Genomic DNA, 18,648 nt, shown 5'->3' with positions numbered 1-18,648 from the left:
GATCCGTCACTGACTGGCGGACACTTCGGTGGACAACCGCGTGTACTTGGTCGACGCCTCGCCGAGGTCGATGATCGACTCGCCCTTGAGCAGGTCGGCCGGGGTCATCTGCAGCGGCTGGTTGGCGTCGAGCAGCTTCTTGTTGTTGGCGGCGAGCATGTCCATGGCGGCCTTGTTCGGCACCTTGTACAGGATGTTCTCCGCCACCCAGCTGTGCACGGCCGGGTCCAGGATGAAGTTGATGAAGGCGTGCGCCGCCTCCTTGTTCTTGGACGACTTCATGATCACCATGGTGTCGGACCAGAGGTCGCTGCCCTCCTTGGGCACCTCGAACTTGATCTTCGGGTTGGTGGTCGGGCACCAGCCGTCCCACGCCTCCACCATCGCGGCCTCGCCCTTCTCCAGGCGGGCGCCGAACGTCGTGTCGTCGTAGGCGAGCAGCGACTGCTTGGCCTTCAGCAGCAGGTCTCTGGCCTGGCCGAGTTGCTTGTCGTCGGTGGTGTTGATGGAGTACCCGAGGGACTTCAGGGCGGGCAGCGCGAGCCAGCGCTCGGTGGTCATCATGGTGACCTTGCCCTTGAGCTCCGCCGGCGGGTTGAGGATGTCGTTCCAGCTCGTCGGCTTCGTCTTCACCAGGTCGGTGCGGTAGCAGATGCCGGTGGTGCCCCAGGTGTAGGGGACGGAGAACTTGTTGCCCTTGTCGAACGACATCTGCGACGCCTCGGGATAGAGGTTCGCCAGGTTCGGGATGAGCTCGGGGTGCAGGGGCTCAAGGAGTCCCTGCTCGTTGAGGGCCTGGGCGTACTGGCCGGAGACGAACGCGACGTCGATGCCGCTGTCCGCGCCGGCGGTCAGCTTGGCCATGGCCGTCTCGTTGGTGTCGTGGATGGCCACCTTGACGTCGAAGCCGAGTTTCTGCTTGACCTGCTGCGGCAGGTCCTTCGGGCTGTAGCCGTCCCAGATGGTGATCGTCAGACCCTGCTTCGACAGGTCCGCGTTGGGGTTGAGCTGTTCGGCGGCCGCGGTGGGCGCCGCACCGTCCGCACTCGTCGGGGATTCGCCACCGCCGCACGCCGCGAGGGCGAGCGTGAGACCGGCGGCGACGGCCGCGGCCGGAAGACGACGGGTGTACCGGATTCGGGACACGACCGCTACTCCTTAGGTTCTTAAGCTGCTGTGGTTCGCTTTATGACCGCAGTGCCTGACCTTCGCACGGCAGACCAAGGCAGGAGTGTTGCAGCACATATCAACATGAGCAAGACTTTTCAGTACATTGTTGCCTCGTAGTTTGGTAGTCGAGTTGAATCTGAGTTCAACAGCAGGCGAGGGGTCGTCCGCCGTGCCGGCGGGTCCGGTCGCGGGGGACGGACGCAGCAGTGGCCTGGTCGCGGCGTTGGCCGGCGGGGCCGCGCCACCGGGCGGTCACAGCGTGCTCCGGTTCCATCCGCTGCCGGAGATGGAGGCCGGCGCGCCCGAGCGGGCGATCGACGCCGACCAGACGAACCGGTCGGTGATCGTGGGGGAACGCCTGGTGGTGAAGTGGCTCATCCCGCCGGCGCCGCTCCCCCAGCCCGCCCCCGAGTTCTTCGCCCACCTGACCGCCGTCGGCTTCACCGAGACCGCGCGGCCGTACGCCGCGCTGACCGCCCCCGGCGCCGGCGGCCACGGGACGCTGGTCGCGCTGGTGACCGCGTACCTGCCGGACGCCGCGGACGGCTTCGACTGGTGCGTGACCGAGGCCGCGGCCGGGCGCACCGGCTTCGCCGCCGACCTCGGGCGGCTCGCCGCGGACCTGCACCTGGCGCTCGCCACCCCGTCCCCCACGTTCCCCGAGCCGGTGCGTCACGGCGACCCGGGCCGCCTGTGGGAGGACCGCGCGGCGGAGGCGCTCGCGGAGGCGCTGGAGCTCACCGGCGGGGAGGACGGCGCGTGGCTGGCCGGGCTCGCCGGGCGGCTGCGCGAGCTGGTCGAGCCGCTCGGCCACGCCGCGGAGACACCCCGCATCCGGGTGCACGGCGATCTGCACGTCGGGCAGATCCTGCGCTGGCGTGAGGGGTACGCGGTCATAGACTTCGACGGCAACCCCACGGTGCGCGGGCAGGACCCGTACCAGCCCGCCGCCCGCGACGTCGCGCAGCTCCGCACCAGCCTGGAGCACGTCGCCCAGGTGGCGATCAAGCGCCGGGGCGCCGACCCGGCCGCGGCCGTCGCGTGGGCGGCGTCGGCCCGGGAGTCGCTGCTCGCGGCCTACCGGGAGCGGCTGGCCGAGGGCGGCAGACCGTGGCTGCTGGAGGAGTCCCTGCTCGGGCCGTTCGAGATCGAGCAGGAGTGCCGTGAACTGATCTACGCTTCCCGGCACCTGCCCCGCTGGCGCTACGCCCCCATGGGCGTGCTGCGCGCCCGCTTCCCGTCGTGACGACGCACCCGGCACCCGCCGCTAAGGAAATCTCGTGAAGCCCGACCTGTACCTGGCCGACCTGGAGGCCAAGCCCGCGGCGCTCGACGCGCTCGCCGACTCCCTGGAGGCGGACGACCCGTTCGACGGGATCGCGGAGGGCGTGCGGCGGGTGGTGTTCCTCGGCATGGGCAGCTCACGGTACGCGGCCAGGGTGGCGGCGCTGCGGCTGCGGGCCGCCGGCCTGGACGCGGTGGCCGAGTACGCGTCGGCCGCGACCGGGTACCCACCCGGGCGGGACACGCTGGTGGTCGCGATCTCGGCCACCGGGGGCAGCCGCGAGACGCTGGACGCGCTCGCCCGGCACACCGGCGCGTCCCGGGTGCTGGCGCTGACCAACACACCGGGCTCGCCGGTCACCCGGCACGCCGGGCTGGTGGTGGACATGGCGGCGGGCGAGGAACGCGGCGGGGTGGCCTGCCGTACCTTCCAGCACACCCTGGCGCTGCTGCTGGCCCTGTCGTCCCGGCTCACCGGGGTGAAGGCCGACGTGCCCGGCCTGCTGCGGCGGGCCGCGGACGCCACCGGCGACCTGCTGGACCGGCGCGGCGAGTGGCTCCCTGAGGCGCTCGGCCTGCTGGACGGCCCGCACGGGGTGTACACGATCGCGCCCGCCGAGCGGATCTCGTCCGCCGAGCAGTCCGCGCTGATGGTCCGCGAGGGCCCACGGCGTGCCGCCGTCGCCTGCGAGACCGGCGACTGGGCGCACGTGGACGTGTACCTGACCAAGACGCTGGACTACCGGGCCGTGCTGTTCCCCGGATCGCGCTACGACGAGCAGGCGATGGACTGGATGCGGCAGCGCGGCTCCACCGTGCTCGCGGTCGGCGCCGAGGTGCCGGGCGCGCACACGATCCGGTACCGCGGGGACGACGACCCCGACGTGGCGCTGCTCACCGAGACCCTGGTGCCGGAGCTGGTCGCGGCCCACTGGTGGGCCGGCGGCTCGTGAAAAGACGACGGCCGCCGGATCTCTCCGGCGGCCGTCAGGCCATGCGGCCGTAGGCGGCGCGGACGGTCAGCACGTACTCGACCAGTGTGATCAGCGTGGACTTCACGGCCTCCCTGGCCCGGGCGTCGGTGCGCACGATCGGGATGTGCGGCGCGAGGGTCAGCGCCTCGCGCACCTCCTGCTCGACGTGCGGGAAGTGCCCGTCCCAGCCGTTGACGGCCACCACGAAGGGCAGCCCCGCCTCCTCGAAGTAGTCGATCGCCGGGAAGCAGTCGGCCAGCCGCCGGGTGTCCACGAGCACGACCGCGCCGATCGCGCCGCGCACCAGGTCGTCCCACATGAACCAGAAGCGGTGCTGGCCCGGCGTGCCGAACAGGTACAGGATCAGGTCCTGGTCCAGCGATAACCGGCCGAAGTCCATGGCCACGGTGGTCGTGGTCTTGTGCGGGGTGAGCCCGAGGTCGTCGATGCCCGCGCTGGCGTCGGTCATCACGGCCTCGGTGGTGAGAGGAAGGATCTCCGACACCGCGCCGACGAACGTGGTCTTCCCGACGCCGAAGCCGCCCGCGACGACGATCTTCGTCGACGTCAGCGCCGCGCTTCGGCTAGAGCCTGCGAAGTCCACTGAGAACCCTTTCGAGCAGGTTGAGGTCTGGCTGTCCTTGGTCGAGCCGCGGCAGGTGCAGGCGTACCAGACCTTCGTCGGCCATGTCGGCGACCAGCACACGGGCCACGCCGAGCGGGACCCGCAGAAGCGCGGAGATCTCCGCGACCGAATGGACGGAGTGGCAAAGCATGATGATCGCCTCTTGCTCCGGGGTGAGCAAGGACAAATCATCGCTCATTATCGGGGCCGACGAGACAAGTGTCTCCATCGCGAGATGGTAGTTCGGCTCGGCACGGCCCCCGGTGACGGCGTAGGGACGGAAGAGCGGCTCGTCCTCGGTCCCGTCACCCCCCCGCATCACCGGATCCTGGAGGTCTGCAACTCGGCGCGCAGCGCGGGCGTGAGAACCTGCCCGACCCGCTCGACGAGCAGTGTCATCTGGTAGGCCACCAGGCCCATGTCGCACTCGGGCGACGCGAGGACGGCGAGGCACGACCCGTCGCTGACGGCCATCACCAGCATGATGCCGCGCTGCATCTCGACCACCGTCTGCGTGACCCCGCCGCCGTCGAAGACGCGGGACGCCCCCACGGTGAGGCTCAGCAGTCCGGCGGCGACGGCGGCGAGCTGGTCGGCCCGGTCCGGGGGGAACCCCTCGGAGTTGGCGAGACGGAGGCCGTCGGCGGAGACGACGACGGCGTGCGCCACGCCCGGCGTCCCGCTGACGAACTCCGTGATCAGCCAGTCGAACCTGCGTGCCTCGTGACTCAGGTCGATCACGAGCCCCTCCTCATCAAGGTCGTTCGGTGCTGCGGCTGGTCCGGCGACAGCCGGAGCCGATGGGGACGGCACGGCCACGGATCAGTCACCGGGCGGGCCGTCGGGGTCGATCGCGCGGGACGCACCCTCGGAGATGTCGGCGCGGCCGCGGCGGATGCCCTGCTGGAAGCGGGACATCCGGGCGCGCACCAGGTCGGCGGACAGCTCGGGGCGGACCGGCGGCGGCGCGGGGGCGGCGGCGGGCGCCGCCGAGCCGGGCACGAGGTTGGCCTTCGGGGTGCGTTTCGGCAGGCCCGCGGCCGTGATGCCGCCGAGCGAGGGGTCCTTCACCGCGTCGGCGGCCTGCCAGCCCTGGTCGGCGCTGGAGCCCCAGCCACCGGCGGGGGTGTCCGCCGCGGCCTCGGCCTCGCGCCGGTCCGGCGCCGCGGGAGGCTCCGGGGTCTGCCCGGCCTCGCCCCGCGCCGGGGCGTCGGGGCGCCGGAACCAGGCCGACTCCACCGCGGCGAAGATCGGCAGGAACTCGTCGCCCCGTTCCAGCGATGAGTCGCCCGGGCCGGTCCGCGGCCCGAGCGGACCTCCGTCGGCCGGTACGGACGCGTCGACGGGCGGGCCGAACGGGCCGGTCGGGGCCTCCGGGGTGAACCCGTTGCCCATCGGCGACAGGAACGGCCCGGTGGGCGGCCCGCCGTCGGCGTAGGACCCCGGCGCGTCGGCGCGCGTGACGAACGGCTCCGGCGCGCGGGTCACGTACGACCCGCTGTCGCCCGGGACCAGGCCGGACGGCGAGCCGAGCGGGCCGGACGGCGAGCTCAGAGGGCCGGACGGCGAGCCGAGCGGGTCCGGCAGTGCGTTGAAAGGCCCGGTGGGCGGGTCCGCCGGGGCCGGGCCGGTGCGGGGGCCGTAAGGGCCGGTCGGCGGGCCGGCGGCGGGGACCGGCGGGCCCGTGGCGGGACCGGTCCGCGGGGGCGCGGCCTGGCGGGGGACCTGCGGGACGTCGGCGCGGCGGGGGTCGGGGGGCGGGGTGGTCACCGGGTCGCCGAACGCGGAGCTCGGGCCGGTGCCGGGTGTGGCGAACGGCGCGAACGACCCCGTGCCGCCGAACGCCGGGGCGCCGTTGCCGCCGGTGGCGGGGCCGGGCACGGCGGCCTGGTCGGCGCGCAGGCCCGGCTGCGCCATCGCGGGGCCGCGCCCGGCGTCCACCGTGATGAGCTGCGGCGGGAAGAGCACCATGGCGATCAGGCCGGCCGTGTCGCCCCGGCGCAGTTGCACGCGGATGCCGTGGCGCAGCGCCAGGCGGCCGACCACGAACAGGCCCATGCGGCGGGACACCGACACGTCCACCACGGGAGGGTCGGCCAGCCGCCGGTTGACCTCGGTGATCTCTTCGGGGGTCATGCCGATGCCGGCGTCGCTGATCGCCAGCAGCGCGCCGCCGCCCTCGATCATGCTGCTGGACACCACGACCCTGGCGGTGCCCGGCGAGAACGACAGGGCGTTCTCCACCAGCTCGGCGATGAGGTGGACCACGTCGTTGGCGGCGTGCCCGGCGATGGCCGAGCCGCGGTGCACCTTCACCGTGACCCGCTGGTAGTCCTCGACCTCCGACAGGGAGGCGCGCACCACGTCCACGAGCTTGGCGGGCTGGCTGCGCTTGCGCGCGGCCTCGTGCCCGGCGAGGACCAGCAGGTTCTCACTGTTACGGCGCATGCGGGTGGCGAGATGGTCCAGTTTGAACAGGTCCGCGAGGCGGCCACCGTCCTGCTCGCCGCGCTCCAGGCCATCGATCAGGGAGATCTGCCGCTCGACCAGGGTCTGGATGCGCCGCGACAGGTTGACGAACATCGCGTTGACGTTGCCGCGGAGCTGCGACTCCTCGGCGGCGAGGAGCAGGGCCTGCCGGTGCACCTCGTCGAAGGCGGTGGCGACCTCACCGATCTCGTCGGAGGTGCCGACGAGGATGGGCTGCACGTCCGGCGCCTGCGTGCCGTCCCCGGTCTCCCGCATGCGGCGGACCGCGCCGGGCAGGCGGTAGCCGGCGATCTCCAGGGCCTCCGAGCGCAGGCGGCGCAGCGGGCGGACCATCGAGCGGGCGATCAGCACGGTGGTGGTCAGCACCAGCAGGATCAGCGCGAGGATCAGCACCCCGGCGGTGATGGCGTTGCGGCGCTCGGTGGACTCCAGGGCGGCGCCACGGGCCGCCACGGCGGAGGCGACCCGCTGCTCCACCTGGCCGAGCAGGTCGATGGTCCTGGTGCTGTCGTCGAACCACTGCTTGATCGCGGTGGCACGCCCGGCGGCGTCCCTGATGGGCAGGTTGCGGCTGGCCAGGGCGATGGCCCACGACTTGGTGAGCTCGGCGCGGATGAACTGCCCGCCCTGCACGGTCTGCGCGAGCAACCTGCCGTTGTCGGCGCCGGCCTCGGCGTTGAAGGAGGCCAGCTCGGCCCGCTGCCGCGACCGCGAGGCGATGAACGCCTCCAGCGTGTCCGGCGTGAAGTGCTGCCCCCGCGCCAGCGTGCCGAGGAGTGCGCCCCGCTGCTGCGAGGCCTCCTCCTTGGCGTGCGCGAGAGCGACCAGCCCGCGGGACCCGCCGATGAGCTGCGGGTCCTCACTGTGCTGGAGAAGCTCGTCGTGCAACCTCAACACGGCCGCGACCACGCTGCCGTACTCGGCGGGCTGCCCGCCCTTGCGGATCACGGCCAGCGCGTCCAGCCGCGTCCCGACCTGCCGTGCGTCCTCGACGGCACGGTCCCCGTACTCCACGTCGATCTTGCCGAGATCGGCCCGGACCTTCGCCGCCGCGGCGTCCACGACCTCACGCTGCCGCGCCAGCGGCGTCCGCTGCTGCCGGGACACCTGCGACCAGATCGACCTGTCGCGTTCCATCCCCAGCGCCAGCGCGAGCGCCCTCAGATCTCCCGCGATCCCCGTCTCGGTCGCGTGCCGCTGATAAGCCCCCACACTCTCGACGGAGGACACGACCCTCAGCCCCGCCAGCAACACCCCGACAATGGTCGGCACCAGGATGAGCGCCGTGAGCCGGGCCGAGACCCTCCAGTTCCGCAACGAGATCCGCGACATCCGAGCCCGGCCGTGCTGCCCCTGCCGCCCCCGCTGCCGCTGCCGCTCATCCCCCGGCCGCCGCTCCGCCACCCCACCAGGCTCTTCGCCGGCCGCGCCGAACCCCCCCGGTCCCTCGTTCCTTGTCACCCGCACCCTGCCACCCCCCGCGATCTTCCATGCATGGATGACGGCATGGCCGATAAGTACATAAGCGGGCACAATTCGACCACAAGGTCACCAATACCGATGCCAGAACGGCCCAGTTGAACATAATTGTTATGATCCACCCCACAAACCCGCAGGTGAACACAGGTCTCCGTCCCCCACCCTCAACAGCAATCCACCCCCCACAAGCCCCCAAGGTAGATCTTCACCTACCAACTCACCACAAACCCAATAGACCCCCGCCCGGGGGGAGGAAGGGGGGCGCCGGGCGGGTCAGCGGAGGGCGGAGAGGACGTGTTCCCTTACCTGGGTGCGCTGGGCGGGATCGGTCAACGGGCGGCCGGAGCGGTCGACCACGTAGAAGACGTCCACGGCTTCGGCGCCGAGGGTCTCCACCCGGGCGGCGCGGACGTCGAGGTTGCATTCGCCGAAGGCCCGGCCGATTCGCCAGAGGAGGCCGGGGCGGTCATGGGCGCGGACCTCCACCACGGTGGCGGTTTGGGAGGCGTCGTCCACCAGGCTCACCCGGGGTGGGGCCACGGGGACCCTGGCGGGACGCAGGGATCTGGTGCGGCGGGCCAGGCGTTGTTCTATGTCCAGGCGGCCGGCCAGGACCAGGCGGAGGTCGGCCTCCAGGGTCGCGGGGTCGGGCGGGGTGCCGTACTCGGGGACCACGGAGAACTCGATCACGGCGGTGGAGGAGGCGGAGGCGGCCGAGGCGGAGCGGACGACCATGCGGTGGGCGGCCAGGACACCGGCGGCGCGCCACAGGAGGCCGGGACGGTCGGGGGCGACCACCGTCACGGCGCCGCCGTTGATGCGGACGGCGCCACCGCCGTGGCGGGCCAGCGACGCCTGCTGGGGGGACAGGGCCGGGGCGGGGGCGGGAGGGCTGCCGGACAGGACCGAGCGGACCCGGCGGACCAGCTCCGAGACCAGGGACGCCTTCCAGGTGTTCCACGCCGCGGGGCCGGTGGCGTGGCCGTCGGCGACGGCCAGGGCGGCCAGCAGTTCCAGGACCAGGCGGCTGCCCACGGCGTCGGCGACGCGGGAGATGGTGACGGGGTCGTCCAGGTCGCGGCGCGTCGCGGTCTCGGGCAGCAGCAGGTGGTGGCGGACCACGGTGGCGAGGATCTCGACGTCCGCGGGCGGCAGGCCCATGCGGGCGCCGATGTCGCGGGCGACGACCTCGCCGGTGGTGGAGTGGTCGCCCGGCCAGCCCTTGCCGACGTCGTGCAGCAGGGCCGAGATCAGCAGCAGGTCGGGGCGGGCCACCTCGCGGGTGAACGACGCGGCCCCGGCCGCGGCCTCGATGAGGTGGCGGTCCACGGTGAAGCGGTGCACGGGGTTGCGCTGCGGCCGGTGCCGCACACGCTCCCAGTCGGGGATGAGCCGCACGATGACCCCGGCCTGGTCCAGCTCCTCCCACACCGGGACGGCGGCCCGCCCGGCGCCGAGCAGCGCCACGAGCGCGTCGCGGGCGTCGTCGGGCCACGGGACCGGCATCGGCGGGGACTGCGCGGCGAGCAGCGACACCGTGGCGGGCGCCAGCGGCAGCCCCGCCTCGGCCGCCGCGGCGGCGGCCCGCAGGATCAGCACGGGGTCGTCCTTGGGGTTCACCCCGCGCGCGAGCACCACCTCGCCGCCGTGCTCGACGACGCCGTCGGCGAGCGGCCGCCGCCCGCGCGGCGCGGGGCCGGACAGCAGGCGGTCCACGGTGCGCCAGGTGGCGTCGAAGGCGTGCGAGACCGTGCGGCCGGCCTCGGCGAGGCGCCGCATCAGCGCTTCGGCGTCCAGCAGTCCGAGCGCCCCGGCCACGGCGTCCTGCTCCTGCAGCACCAGGCGGTCGGCGCCGCGCGCGGTGACCAGGTGGAGGCCGTGCCTGACGTCCAGCAGGAACTCGTACGCCTCACGGACGCGGGGCCCGGGCGCCGAGGCGACCCAGGCCGCGGCGACCGCCTGCATGGCCTGCACGTCGCGCAGCCCGCCCCGGGAGTCCTGCAGGTCGGGTTCGAGAAGGAAGGCGAGCTCACCCGCGGACTCGGCGCGTTTTTCCGCCGCCTCCCGCAGCTCGGCGAGCCTGCGGCGCGAGTCCGCGCGCCATTCGGCGAGCACGGCCTCGCGGGCCGCCCTCGTCAGTTCGGGGTCCCCCGTCACGTGCCGGGCCTGAATCAGGCCGAGGACCGCCTTGAGGTCCTCCCTGGCCACCTTGGTGACCTCGTCGACCGTGCGCACCGAGTGGTCGAGCCCGAGCCCGGAGTCCCAGATGGGGTACCAGATGCGGTCCGCGATGCGGGCCACGTCCTCCTGGCCGTTGTGGATGAGGACCAGGTCGAGATCACTGCCTGGGGCGAGCTCCCCCCGCCCCAGGCTGCCGACCGCGACCAGAGCGACCCCGCTGCCCGCGTAGGGCGTGCCGGCCCCTACGGGAGCGGCGCCGGCGCCCGGTGAATGGGCGCCGGCACCTCGTTCGTCTCCGGCCGCGTACCCGCTCTTCGTCCCCCCGGGCCAGGCCCGGCCGTCCCGCCCGTACGGCTGCGGATGCGCCGTGCGGAAGAGGTCGGCCAGCCAGCGATCGATGTCCGAGGCCCGCTCCTTGCGGGCTCCGGCGTATGAGCGAGCGTCGCCTCTCATCATCCGGTCAAAGGGCTTCCGGTCCGCGTTCTCCCGTGCGGACCCGGACGACCGTCTCGACCGGCACCGACCAGACCTTCCCGTCACCGATCTTGCCGGTCTGGGCGGCCTTGACGATGACGTCGATGACGTCCTCGGCGTCCTCCTCCTCGGTGAGGACCTCCACGCGCACCTTGGGCACCAGGTCGACCTGGTACTCGGCGCCGCGGTAGACCTCGGTGTGGCCGCGCTGGCGGCCGTAGCCGCTGGTCTCGCTGACCGTCATGCCCTTGACGCCGAACTGCTCCAGCGCCGCCTTCACTTCGTCGAGCTTGAAGGGCTTGATCACCGCTGTGATGAGCCTCATGCTTCTACCTTCTTCGCCACTGATGGGACAGGACCGTTCACGGACGACGAGACGCCCGAGGCGTGAACGGAGCCGAGGTCGTAGCCGGTCTCGGCGTGGGTGGTGATGTCGATGCCGGTGACCTCTTCCTCTTCGGGGATACGGAAGCCCATCGTCTTGTCGATGATCTTGCCGATGATCCACGCGAGGACGAAGGAGTAGAGCCCGACGACGACCGGCCCGAGGACCTGACGTCCGAGCTGGGTGAGGCCGCCACCGTAGAACAGGCCCGTGGTCTGCGGGTCGAGGAACGGGTAGGCCGCGAAGAAGCCGAGCGAGATGGCGCCGAGCGCGCCGCCCACCAGGTGGACGCCGACCACGTCGAGCGAGTCGTCATACCCGAACTTGTACTTCAATCCGACCGCGTACGCGCAGACCGCACCGGCGAGCGCGCCGATGACACCGGCGGCCCAGGGGTCGACGAAACCACAAGCGGGGGTGATGGCGACCAGACCGGCGACCGCACCGGACGCGACACCGAGCGTGGTGGAGTGGCCGTCGCGGATCTTCTCGACCAGGATCCAGGCGCCGGCGGCGACGGCCGTGGCGATCTGGGTGTTCATGAACGCGAGGCCCGCGGTGCCGTCCACCGCCAGCTCCGAGCCGGCGTTGAAGCCGAACCAGCCGAACCACAGCAGGCCGACGCCGAGCAGGACCAGCGTCAGGTTGTGCGGACGCATCGGGTCCTTGCGCCACCCGGTGCGCTTGCCGAGCACGAAGGCGAGCGCGAGACCCGCCGCTCCGGCGTTGACGTGGACCACCGTGCCACCGGCGAAGTCCTCGATGCCGAGCTCGGTGAGCCAGCCGCCGCCCCACACCCAGTGCGCGACGGGGAAGTAGACGAGGGTCGCCCAGACCACCGAGAACACGACCCAGGCGCCGAACTTGGCGCGGTCGGCGATGGCGCCGCTGATCAGGGCGACGGTGATGATGGCGAACGTGAGCTGGAACGCGGAGAACACCAGGGACGGCATGCCGGTGCCGTCGTCCTTGGTGGCCGTGTCGACCAGGCTCTGCAGGCCGAGGGCGTCGAGCCCGCCGACGAACTTGTTCAGGAACTCGCTGCCGTTGGTGGTGAAGGCGAGGGAGTGACCGTAGAGCATCCAGGCGATGGTGACCGTGATGATGCTGACGAACGACATCATCATCATGTTCAGGACGCTCTTCGCCCTGGTCATGCCTCCATAGAAGAACGCAAGGCCCGGAGTCATGAGCAGCACCAGTGCGGTGGCCGCGAGCATCCAGGCTGTGGTGCCGCTATCGATCTTCATCCGATGCGACCCTCCTTACAAAATGGCGTGTGGCCGATTTCTCCCGCAGTGGGCGCTCCAGGGCTTCATTGACCGGCTGCGCACTGACGTTGGCCGAAAGCGTGTTCTTCCGCCGTTTCAGGTCCTTACCTGGTGTGTTTCACGTAGGTGAAACTCGCGGGCACAGTGTTTCGGTCACGTTTCGGATAGGCCGCCACCCCTCTATCGGCGCACCCCTATCCGGGCGCCTGTGTGGGGCGGCCGGCGCGGGACGCGGCCCGAGGGGCCGCCGACCTGCGCGGTGACACGGTCCGGCACGCCACCGGACCATCACAAAAGGGAGGACAGGCCGCGAAATTCGCGCCGGGGAAACCTGCCTACGCGGCGGCCTGCGCCAGCTTACGCAAGCGGGCCAGCGCGTCGCGCTCCATGCGCCGCGCCCGGTCACGGCCGATGCCGTACCGCTCGCCGACCTCGGTGAGGGTGTGCTCACGACCGTCGACCAGACCGTAACGCCACCGCAACATTTCCCGGATCTGTCCCTCCAGGCCGAGCAGCCAGACCTCCAGCCTCTCGCGGTCGAGGGTGTCCATCGCCTGCTGCTCGGGATCGGCCCAGGTGTCGTCGGCGATCATGTCGCCGAGCTCGGTCTCGTCCTCGTCGCCCACGCCGAGCTGGAGGGAGACCGGGTCGGACGCCCAGCGGCGCAGCTCGCGCACCCGCTCGATCGGCAGGTCGAGCACGGCCGCGAGATCGTCGTCGGTCGGCTCGGCGTCGAACTCGGCCATCATGTCGCGGCGCACCCGCATGAGCCGGGTCATCTGCTCGCCCGCGTGGGTCGGCAGCCGCACCGGCCGGGCCTGCTCGTGGATGGCGCGGCCGACGGACTGGCGGATCCACCACGTGGCGTAGGTGGAGAACTTGTAGCCGCGGCGGTAGTCGAACTTCTCCACGGCGCGCACGAGGCCGAGGTTGCCCTCCTGCACCAGGTCGATCAGCGGCATCCCCCGCCCGGAGTACTTCCGGGCCACCGCCACGACCAGCCGCAGGTTGGCCTGGATGAACTCGTCCTTGGCCCGCTGCCCCGACACCGCGAGCCGTTCGAGCTCCTCGTCGGTGGCGTCCGCGAGCTTCGGCTCGGGGTCACCGCCGTCCAGGAGCTGCTCGGCGAACAGGCCCGCCTCGATGCGCTTGGCGAGCTCGACCTCCTGCTCCGCGCTCAGCAGCGGCACCCGGCCTATCTCCGCCAGATACGTGCCGAGCAGGTCCTTGTCCGCGACCTGCTGCTCCTGCGCCCGATTCCCCGTCGGCCTTGCCATGCGATGGCACCTCGTCTCGCCGCCCGCCGTATTGAGCGGGTGGAGCGGGTTCCGCGTCGCGGCACCCCGCTCTCCCCCTGCTTGCCCCCAACAACGAACAGTTCACGGCAAAGATTCCCTAAAGAGATAGGACCGGAGAACGGTTTCCGGTGTCCTCCTCAGGGATGAGCCGGGTCCGCCAATCGGCTGGGTATGCGCCGAAAAAACCTGGCAAAGCACTACAAAATAGGCGACCCGTAATCAGGCGGATCAGGGAATCAGGCGAGAGGGCCGGCCGCGGGGCGGACGACGATCTCGGTGACGTGGGCGTCCTCGCCGGCTCCGAGTGCGGCCACCACGGCGCGGGCCACCGACTCGGGGACGAGGTACTTGGCGGGCTCGTACTCCCCGCCCTCCTGCTCGCGCACGGAGCGCTGCATCTCGGTGTCGATCCGGCCGGGGTACACGGTGGTGACGCGCAGGCCGTTGCCGGCCTCCTCGAGCCGCAGCGTGTCGGCCAGGGCCCGCAGCGCGAACTTGCTCGCCGCGTACGCGCCCCAGCCGGCCCCGGCGCGCCGTCCCATGCCGGAGTTGATCATCACGACGTGCCCGCGTGCGGCGCGCAGCGCGGGCAGCAGGCGCCGGGTGAGCACGGCCACGGCGGTGACGTTCACCTCGAAGGTGTCACGCCAGGCGGACACCGGCAGCTCGGCGACCGTGCCCAGCCGCGCCACACCCGCGTTGTGCACCAGCACGTCGAGCCGCTCCACCTCGGCCGCGGCCTCGGCGACGGCCCGCTCGTCGGTCAGCTCCACCGGCCAGGGCCGGGCGCCGAGCTCGCCGCAGATCTGCTGGAGCGCCGTGCTCTCGCGCCCCCCGAGCAGCAGGTCGTACTCCGGGGCGAGGGCCCGGGCGATCGCCGCCCCCACGCCGCGCGAGCCTCCGGTGATCAGAGCGATGGGTCGTCCGGCCATGCTTCTCACCTTAGAGGCCGGAAGACCGAGGCGGCGGAGCGTCGCACTACTCAAATTTGTATATAAACTTGAGTCATGTCCGCCACGCGAACCCTTCTCCTCGGCGTCCTGCTGGACGGCCCCATGCACGGCTACAAGGTGCGGCAGACCCTTGAGCTGTGGGGCGCCGACCGCTGGGCCAGCGTCGCGTTCGGCTCGATCTACCACGGCCTCGCCCAGATGGCGAAGGAAGGCCTGCTGGACGTCGTGGAGAGCGGCAAGGGCGGCCAGACCGTGTACGCCGTCACCGACGCCGGCCGCCGGGAGTTCGCGCGCCTGCTCAACGACTTCTGGTGGGACCACAAACCGATCGTCGACCCGTTCCTGGTCGCCCTCACCTTCATGGACCGCATGCCGGGCGAGGACCTCGCGGCGGCGCTGACGGCCCGCCGGGACCGGCTCCGCGCCGAGCTCCTCATGTACGAGCGGGGGCTCGCCGGAAAGCGGGACCACGGGGCCCCGCGGCACGTCGGCGAGACCGTGATCCTGTCCGGCCTGCACGTCCGCGCGCAGCTCGAATGGGTCGAGCAGGCCATCGGGAAGCTCGCCGAGGGCGAGCTCCCCTGAGCGCTAAATCGGTTGACCCTCCACCTACCCGAGGGCCAAGAATCGACCGCTGACACGAGAGGAAGAAATGTGATCATTGCCGCGGAAGGCCTGAAGAAAACGTTCACCACGCGAAACCGCAAGGGAACGCAGACGGTCGAGGCCGTCAAGGGCATCGACCTCAGCGTCGAGACCGGAGAGATCTTCGGCGTGCTCGGCCCCAACGGCGCCGGGAAGACCACCACGATGCGCATGTTGTCCACGCTCATCGCCCCCACCAGCGGCACCGCCAGGGTCGCCGGGCATGACCTGATCAAGGAGGCGTACCAGATCCGCCGCCGCATCGGCTACGTCAGCCAGGCGGGCGGGGTGGACGACAACAACGGCGCACGGGCCAACCTCATGCTCGCCGCCCGCGTCAACGGCCTCGGCAGGGCGCAGGCCGCCGAGCGGGTCGACGCGATGCTGACGGCGTTCGACCTCACCGAGTTCGCCGACCGCCCGGGACGCACGCTGTCCGGCGGGCAGAAGCGCCGCGTCGCCATCGCGCTCGGCCTGGTGCACCAGCCGCCGCTGCTGTTCCTGGACGAGCCGACCACCGGCCTCGACCCGCAGAACCGCGCCAACCTGTGGGACCAGATCCGGCTGCTGCGCAGGGAGGGCACCAGCGTGCTGCTGTCCACCCACTACCTCGACGAGGCCGACGCCCTGTGCGACCGCCTCGCCATCGTGGACCACGGCGTGATCGTCGCCGAGGGCACCCCCGCCACGCTCAAGCGCGAGGTGGCGAGCGACGTGGTGACGCTGCGGGTCGGGACCGGCGACGCCACGACCCCGGCCGACGTGACCGAGAGCGTGCCGTCCGAGGTGAGCAAGCTGCTGGAGGCCCAGCCGTACACCAAGGAGGTCCGGGCGGACGGCGACGTGCTGCGCGTCTACCTGGACGACGGCGAGCACGCCCTGCCCGGCCTGCTGCGCGTGCTGGCGGAGGGCGGCGTCGTCATCCGCTCGATCGCCCTCGACCGCGCCACCCTCGACGACGTCTTCCTGCACAAGACCGGCCGCTCCCTCAGGGACGCCGCCTGAACCCGCCGCCGTACCGCGGCCCCATCGACTTGGAGAACCCCCTGTGCCCAATGTGGTGAAGCACACCGCGCTCTTCCTCGGCTACGAGCTCAGGAACACCGCGCGCAATCCCGTATGGCCGTTGTTCGGCATCCTGCAGCCGCTGCTGTACATGCTGATGTTCGCCCCGCTGCTGGCGAAGCTCACACCGGGTGTGCCGGAGGCCGAGACGCTGAAGCAGTTCACCCCCGGCATGATGATCATGATCGCGTTGTTCGGCTCGCTGTTCGTGGGCTTCGGCATGATCATGGAGATCCGCAGCGGCGTCCTGGAGCGGCTCGCCGTGAGCCCGGTCAGCCGCCCGGCCATCGTGCTCGGCCGCACCGTGCGCGACATGATCATCTTGGTGGTCCAGGCGCTGCTCATCGTGGCGATCGGCCTGCTGATGGGCATGCGCCCGAGCCTGCCCGGCCTCGCCGCGTTCATCGGCCTGATGGCGGTGACCGGCCTGTTCGCCTCCGGCCTGTCGTACGGCCTCGCGCTCGCGCTGCGCGACGAGAACGGCATGTCGCAGATCCTGCAGTTCTTCGCGCTGCCGCTGATCCTGCTGACCGGCATCCTGCTGCCCATCTCGCTGGCGCCGCAGTGGATGCAGGTCGTCGCCAAGTTCAACCCCCTCTACCACGCGGTCGAGGCGGGCAGGGCCCTGTTCGACGGCAACCTCTCCGACGGCTCGATCCCCTTGTCGTTCGGGCTCATGGCGGCCCTCGCCGTGATCACCGTCTGGTGGTCGGTGACGTCCATGCGCCGCCTCGCCGGCTGAGCCCGGCCCTTTCGTACCACCGGCCGCCGCGGCCGGGCGGGGACGTACACGCGGACAACCGATCGGAACTTCTTCGGAGAACCCACCAATCCGATCGCGCCACGGCCGCGTATACGCGGGTGAGGATCCCGGCCGGACCTCTCCCACTCCCGAACAACGCCCGGTCGCATGGCGACCGGCGGCCCGAAAGGACCCGAGCGAGATGGAACTCCGGATCAACCGGCGATCCCTGATCGTGCTTGCGGCCGTGGGGGCCCTGTCGGCCTCCTCCTTCGCCGTGCTGCGCCCCGAGCCCGGCGGCGCCTCCTCCCACCGCGAGGCGCCGATGATCGCCGGCGACCCGCGCAACGACAACACCGACCTGTACGCCTTCGTCAGCCCGGACAAGCCCGACACCGTCACCCTCATCGCCAACTGGATCCCGTTCGAGGAGCCGGTCGGCGGCCCGAACTTCTACACCTTCGACACCAAGTCGCGCTACAATATCAAGATCGACAACAACGGCAACGGCCGCCCGGACATCACCTACCAGTGGACGTTCCGCGACGAGGACAAGCGCGGCAACAGCACTTTCCTCTACAACAACGGGCCGGTCACCTCGCTCGACGACCCGAACCTGCTGTACCGCCAGCGCTACACCCTGAAGAAGTACGACGCCAAGCACGGCTGGACGACGATCGTCAAGGACGGTGTCGTGGCGCCGAGCAACGTCGGCCCCGCCTCGATGCCCGACTACGCCAAGCTGCGCGGCCAGTCGCTGCGCAAGCTCCCCGGCGGCGGCGTGACCTTCGCCGGCCAGGCCGACGAGGCGTTCTTCCTCGACCTGCGGGTGTTCGACCTGCTGTACGGCGGCGACCTGTCCGAGGTCGGCCAGGACACCACCAAGGGCTACAACGTGCACAGCGTCGCCATCCAGGTGCCGAAGAACGACCTGGCGGTCAAGGGCGACGCCAAGCGCAACCCCGTCATCGGCGTGTGGGCCACCACCGAGAAGTGGAGCCCGGACGGCTACAAGCAGGTGTCGCGCCTCGGCCAGCCGCTGGTCAACGAGGTCGTCGTGCCCGCCGGGCTCAAGGACGCCTTCAACTCCCTCAGCCCGGACAAGGACGCCGGCATCCCCGCGGTGGTCAAGAGGGTCACCGAGCCCGAACTGCCCAAGCTGATCGAGGGCATCTACAAGATCCCCGCGCCGAAGACGCCGCGTGACGACCTGGTGCAGATCTTCCTCACCGGCATCGCCAAGGCCAACGGCCCGATCAAGGCGGACCTGAACTCGCAGATCCTGAACAAGGACGTCGACCCCAAGACGTTCCGCCCCTCGGAGATGCTGCGCCTCAACATGTCCGTCCCGGTGGAGCCGAAGCCCAACCGCCTCGGCCTGCTCGCCGGCGACGCGCAGGGCTTCCCCAACGGCCGCCGCCTCGGTGACGACGTGGTGGACATCGCGTTGCAGGTCATGGAAGGCGCCGCGCGCACCGGCAAGCTGGTCGACGCCCTCGCCGCCGGCGACAAGGTGGACGCCAACGACCGGCCGTTCCAGACCACGTTCCCGTACATCCCGCTCCCCAGCGCGGCCGCCGTCAACACGCGCTGACCGCCCCTCGGTCCCCGG

16 protein-coding genes are annotated in these 18,648 nt (G+C 71.4%); 6 read left to right on the top strand and 10 right to left on the bottom strand.

Translation table 11 applies throughout. The features are described 5' to 3' along the window. Positions 1-6: 6 nt before the first annotated feature. Complete coding sequence (locus ABGB17_RS12330) at positions 7-1,146, bottom strand: spermidine/putrescine ABC transporter substrate-binding protein (RefSeq protein WP_347628635.1); 1,140 nt, start codon at positions 1,144-1,146, stop codon at positions 7-9. Between the two features lie 193 nt (positions 1,147-1,339). On the opposite strand from ABGB17_RS12330, the gene ABGB17_RS12325 reads away from it, so the two are divergent. Then, positions 1,340-2,416, top strand: coding sequence for a hypothetical protein (locus ABGB17_RS12325; protein ID WP_347628633.1), 1,077 nt, complete (start codon positions 1,340-1,342; stop codon positions 2,414-2,416). A 34-nt stretch (positions 2,417-2,450) separates the two neighbouring features. Beyond that, the gene (locus ABGB17_RS12320) at positions 2,451-3,407 is read left to right on the top strand and encodes an SIS domain-containing protein (protein WP_347628631.1); all 957 of its coding nucleotides are present in this window, start codon (positions 2,451-2,453) and stop codon (positions 3,405-3,407) included. A gap of 34 nt (positions 3,408-3,441) precedes the next feature. Here the strand turns inward: ABGB17_RS12320 and ABGB17_RS12315 are convergent, their stop codons facing one another. From ABGB17_RS12315 to ABGB17_RS12275, 9 genes are all read right to left on the bottom strand, one after another. Beyond that, a complete protein-coding gene (locus ABGB17_RS12315; protein ID WP_347628705.1) occupies positions 3,442-3,999 on the bottom strand; it encodes an ATP/GTP-binding protein in 558 nt (185 codons plus the stop codon). A gap of 13 nt (positions 4,000-4,012) precedes the next feature. After that, entirely contained in the window at positions 4,013-4,372 is a 360-nt protein-coding gene (locus ABGB17_RS12310; RefSeq protein WP_347628629.1) for a DUF742 domain-containing protein, read from the bottom strand. Continuing rightward, positions 4,372-4,785, bottom strand: coding sequence for a roadblock/LC7 domain-containing protein (locus tag ABGB17_RS12305; RefSeq protein ID WP_347628703.1), 414 nt, complete (start codon positions 4,783-4,785; stop codon positions 4,372-4,374). Before ABGB17_RS12305 ends, ABGB17_RS12310 begins: the two co-directional genes overlap by 1 nt. 90 nt (positions 4,786-4,875) lie before the next feature. Beyond that, positions 4,876-8,004 (bottom strand): nitrate- and nitrite sensing domain-containing protein, encoded by a 3,129-nt coding sequence (locus tag ABGB17_RS12300; protein WP_347628627.1) that lies wholly within the window; start codon positions 8,002-8,004, stop codon positions 4,876-4,878. A gap of 291 nt (positions 8,005-8,295) precedes the next feature. After that, the gene (locus ABGB17_RS12295; RefSeq protein WP_347628625.1) at positions 8,296-10,656 is read right to left on the bottom strand and encodes a [protein-PII] uridylyltransferase; all 2,361 of its coding nucleotides are present in this window, start codon (positions 10,654-10,656) and stop codon (positions 8,296-8,298) included. Between the two features lie 7 nt (positions 10,657-10,663). Next, positions 10,664-11,002 carry a P-II family nitrogen regulator gene (locus ABGB17_RS12290; RefSeq protein WP_347628623.1) on the bottom strand — a complete coding sequence of 113 codons (339 nt, stop codon included), beginning with the start codon at positions 11,000-11,002 and terminating at the stop codon, positions 10,664-10,666. Beyond that, entirely contained in the window at positions 10,999-12,312 is a 1,314-nt protein-coding gene (locus ABGB17_RS12285) for an ammonium transporter (RefSeq protein ID WP_347628621.1), read from the bottom strand. The genes ABGB17_RS12290 and ABGB17_RS12285 overlap by 4 nt, the downstream gene beginning before the upstream one ends. 356 nt (positions 12,313-12,668) lie before the next feature. After that, positions 12,669-13,610 (bottom strand): sigma-70 family RNA polymerase sigma factor, encoded by a 942-nt coding sequence (locus ABGB17_RS12280; RefSeq protein WP_347628619.1) that lies wholly within the window; start codon positions 13,608-13,610, stop codon positions 12,669-12,671. A gap of 257 nt (positions 13,611-13,867) precedes the next feature. Continuing rightward, positions 13,868-14,563: an SDR family oxidoreductase gene (locus ABGB17_RS12275; protein WP_347628617.1), complete on the bottom strand. Its 696-nt coding sequence runs from the start codon at positions 14,561-14,563 to the stop codon at positions 13,868-13,870. Positions 14,564-14,638: 75 nt separating this feature from the next. Here ABGB17_RS12275 and ABGB17_RS12270 point away from each other — a divergent pair, with 75 nt between their 5' ends. The 4 genes from ABGB17_RS12270 to ABGB17_RS12255 all read left to right on the top strand — a co-directional run bounded on the left by ABGB17_RS12270 (position 14,639) and on the right by ABGB17_RS12255 (position 18,630). Continuing rightward, positions 14,639-15,169, top strand: coding sequence for a PadR family transcriptional regulator (locus ABGB17_RS12270; RefSeq protein ID WP_347628615.1), 531 nt, complete (start codon positions 14,639-14,641; stop codon positions 15,167-15,169). 69 nt (positions 15,170-15,238) lie between these two features. Further along, entirely contained in the window at positions 15,239-16,234 is a 996-nt protein-coding gene (locus ABGB17_RS12265; protein WP_347628613.1) for an ATP-binding cassette domain-containing protein, read from the top strand. Between the two features lie 43 nt (positions 16,235-16,277). Then, on the top strand, positions 16,278-17,036 hold the full coding sequence (locus tag ABGB17_RS12260) for an ABC transporter permease (RefSeq protein ID WP_347628611.1): 759 nt from the start codon (positions 16,278-16,280) through the stop codon (positions 17,034-17,036). A 202-nt stretch (positions 17,037-17,238) separates the two neighbouring features. Next, positions 17,239-18,630 carry a DUF4331 domain-containing protein gene (locus tag ABGB17_RS12255; RefSeq protein ID WP_347628609.1) on the top strand — a complete coding sequence of 464 codons (1,392 nt, stop codon included), beginning with the start codon at positions 17,239-17,241 and terminating at the stop codon, positions 18,628-18,630. Positions 18,631-18,648 lie beyond the last annotated feature (18 nt).

This window comes from Sphaerisporangium sp. B11E5, from assembly GCF_039871875.1.
Classification (GTDB): domain Bacteria; phylum Actinomycetota; class Actinomycetes; order Streptosporangiales; family Streptosporangiaceae; genus Sphaerisporangium.
This window is presented reverse-complemented; position numbering and strand designations above follow the sequence as displayed.

What these genes read in the sequence shown, in the direction of transcription:
- ABGB17_RS12310 (WP_347628629.1), bottom strand. Translation starts at nt 4,372, where the DNA reads ATGCGGGGGGGTGACGGGACCGAGGACGAGCCGCTCTTCCGTCCCTAC.
- ABGB17_RS12295 (WP_347628625.1), bottom strand. Translation starts at nt 10,656, where the DNA reads ATGAGAGGCGACGCTCGCTCATACGCCGGAGCCCGCAAGGAGCGGGCC.
- ABGB17_RS12290 (WP_347628623.1), bottom strand. Translation starts at nt 11,002, where the DNA reads ATGAGGCTCATCACAGCGGTGATCAAGCCCTTCAAGCTCGACGAAGTG.
- ABGB17_RS12285 (WP_347628621.1), bottom strand. Translation starts at nt 12,312, where the DNA reads ATGAAGATCGATAGCGGCACCACAGCCTGGATGCTCGCGGCCACCGCA.
- ABGB17_RS12280 (WP_347628619.1), bottom strand. Translation starts at nt 13,610, where the DNA reads ATGGCAAGGCCGACGGGGAATCGGGCGCAGGAGCAGCAGGTCGCGGAC.
- ABGB17_RS12275 (WP_347628617.1), bottom strand. Translation starts at nt 14,563, where the DNA reads ATGGCCGGACGACCCATCGCTCTGATCACCGGAGGCTCGCGCGGCGTG.
- ABGB17_RS12270 (WP_347628615.1), top strand. Translation starts at nt 14,639, where the DNA reads ATGTCCGCCACGCGAACCCTTCTCCTCGGCGTCCTGCTGGACGGCCCC.
- ABGB17_RS12255 (WP_347628609.1), top strand. Translation starts at nt 17,239, where the DNA reads ATGGAACTCCGGATCAACCGGCGATCCCTGATCGTGCTTGCGGCCGTG.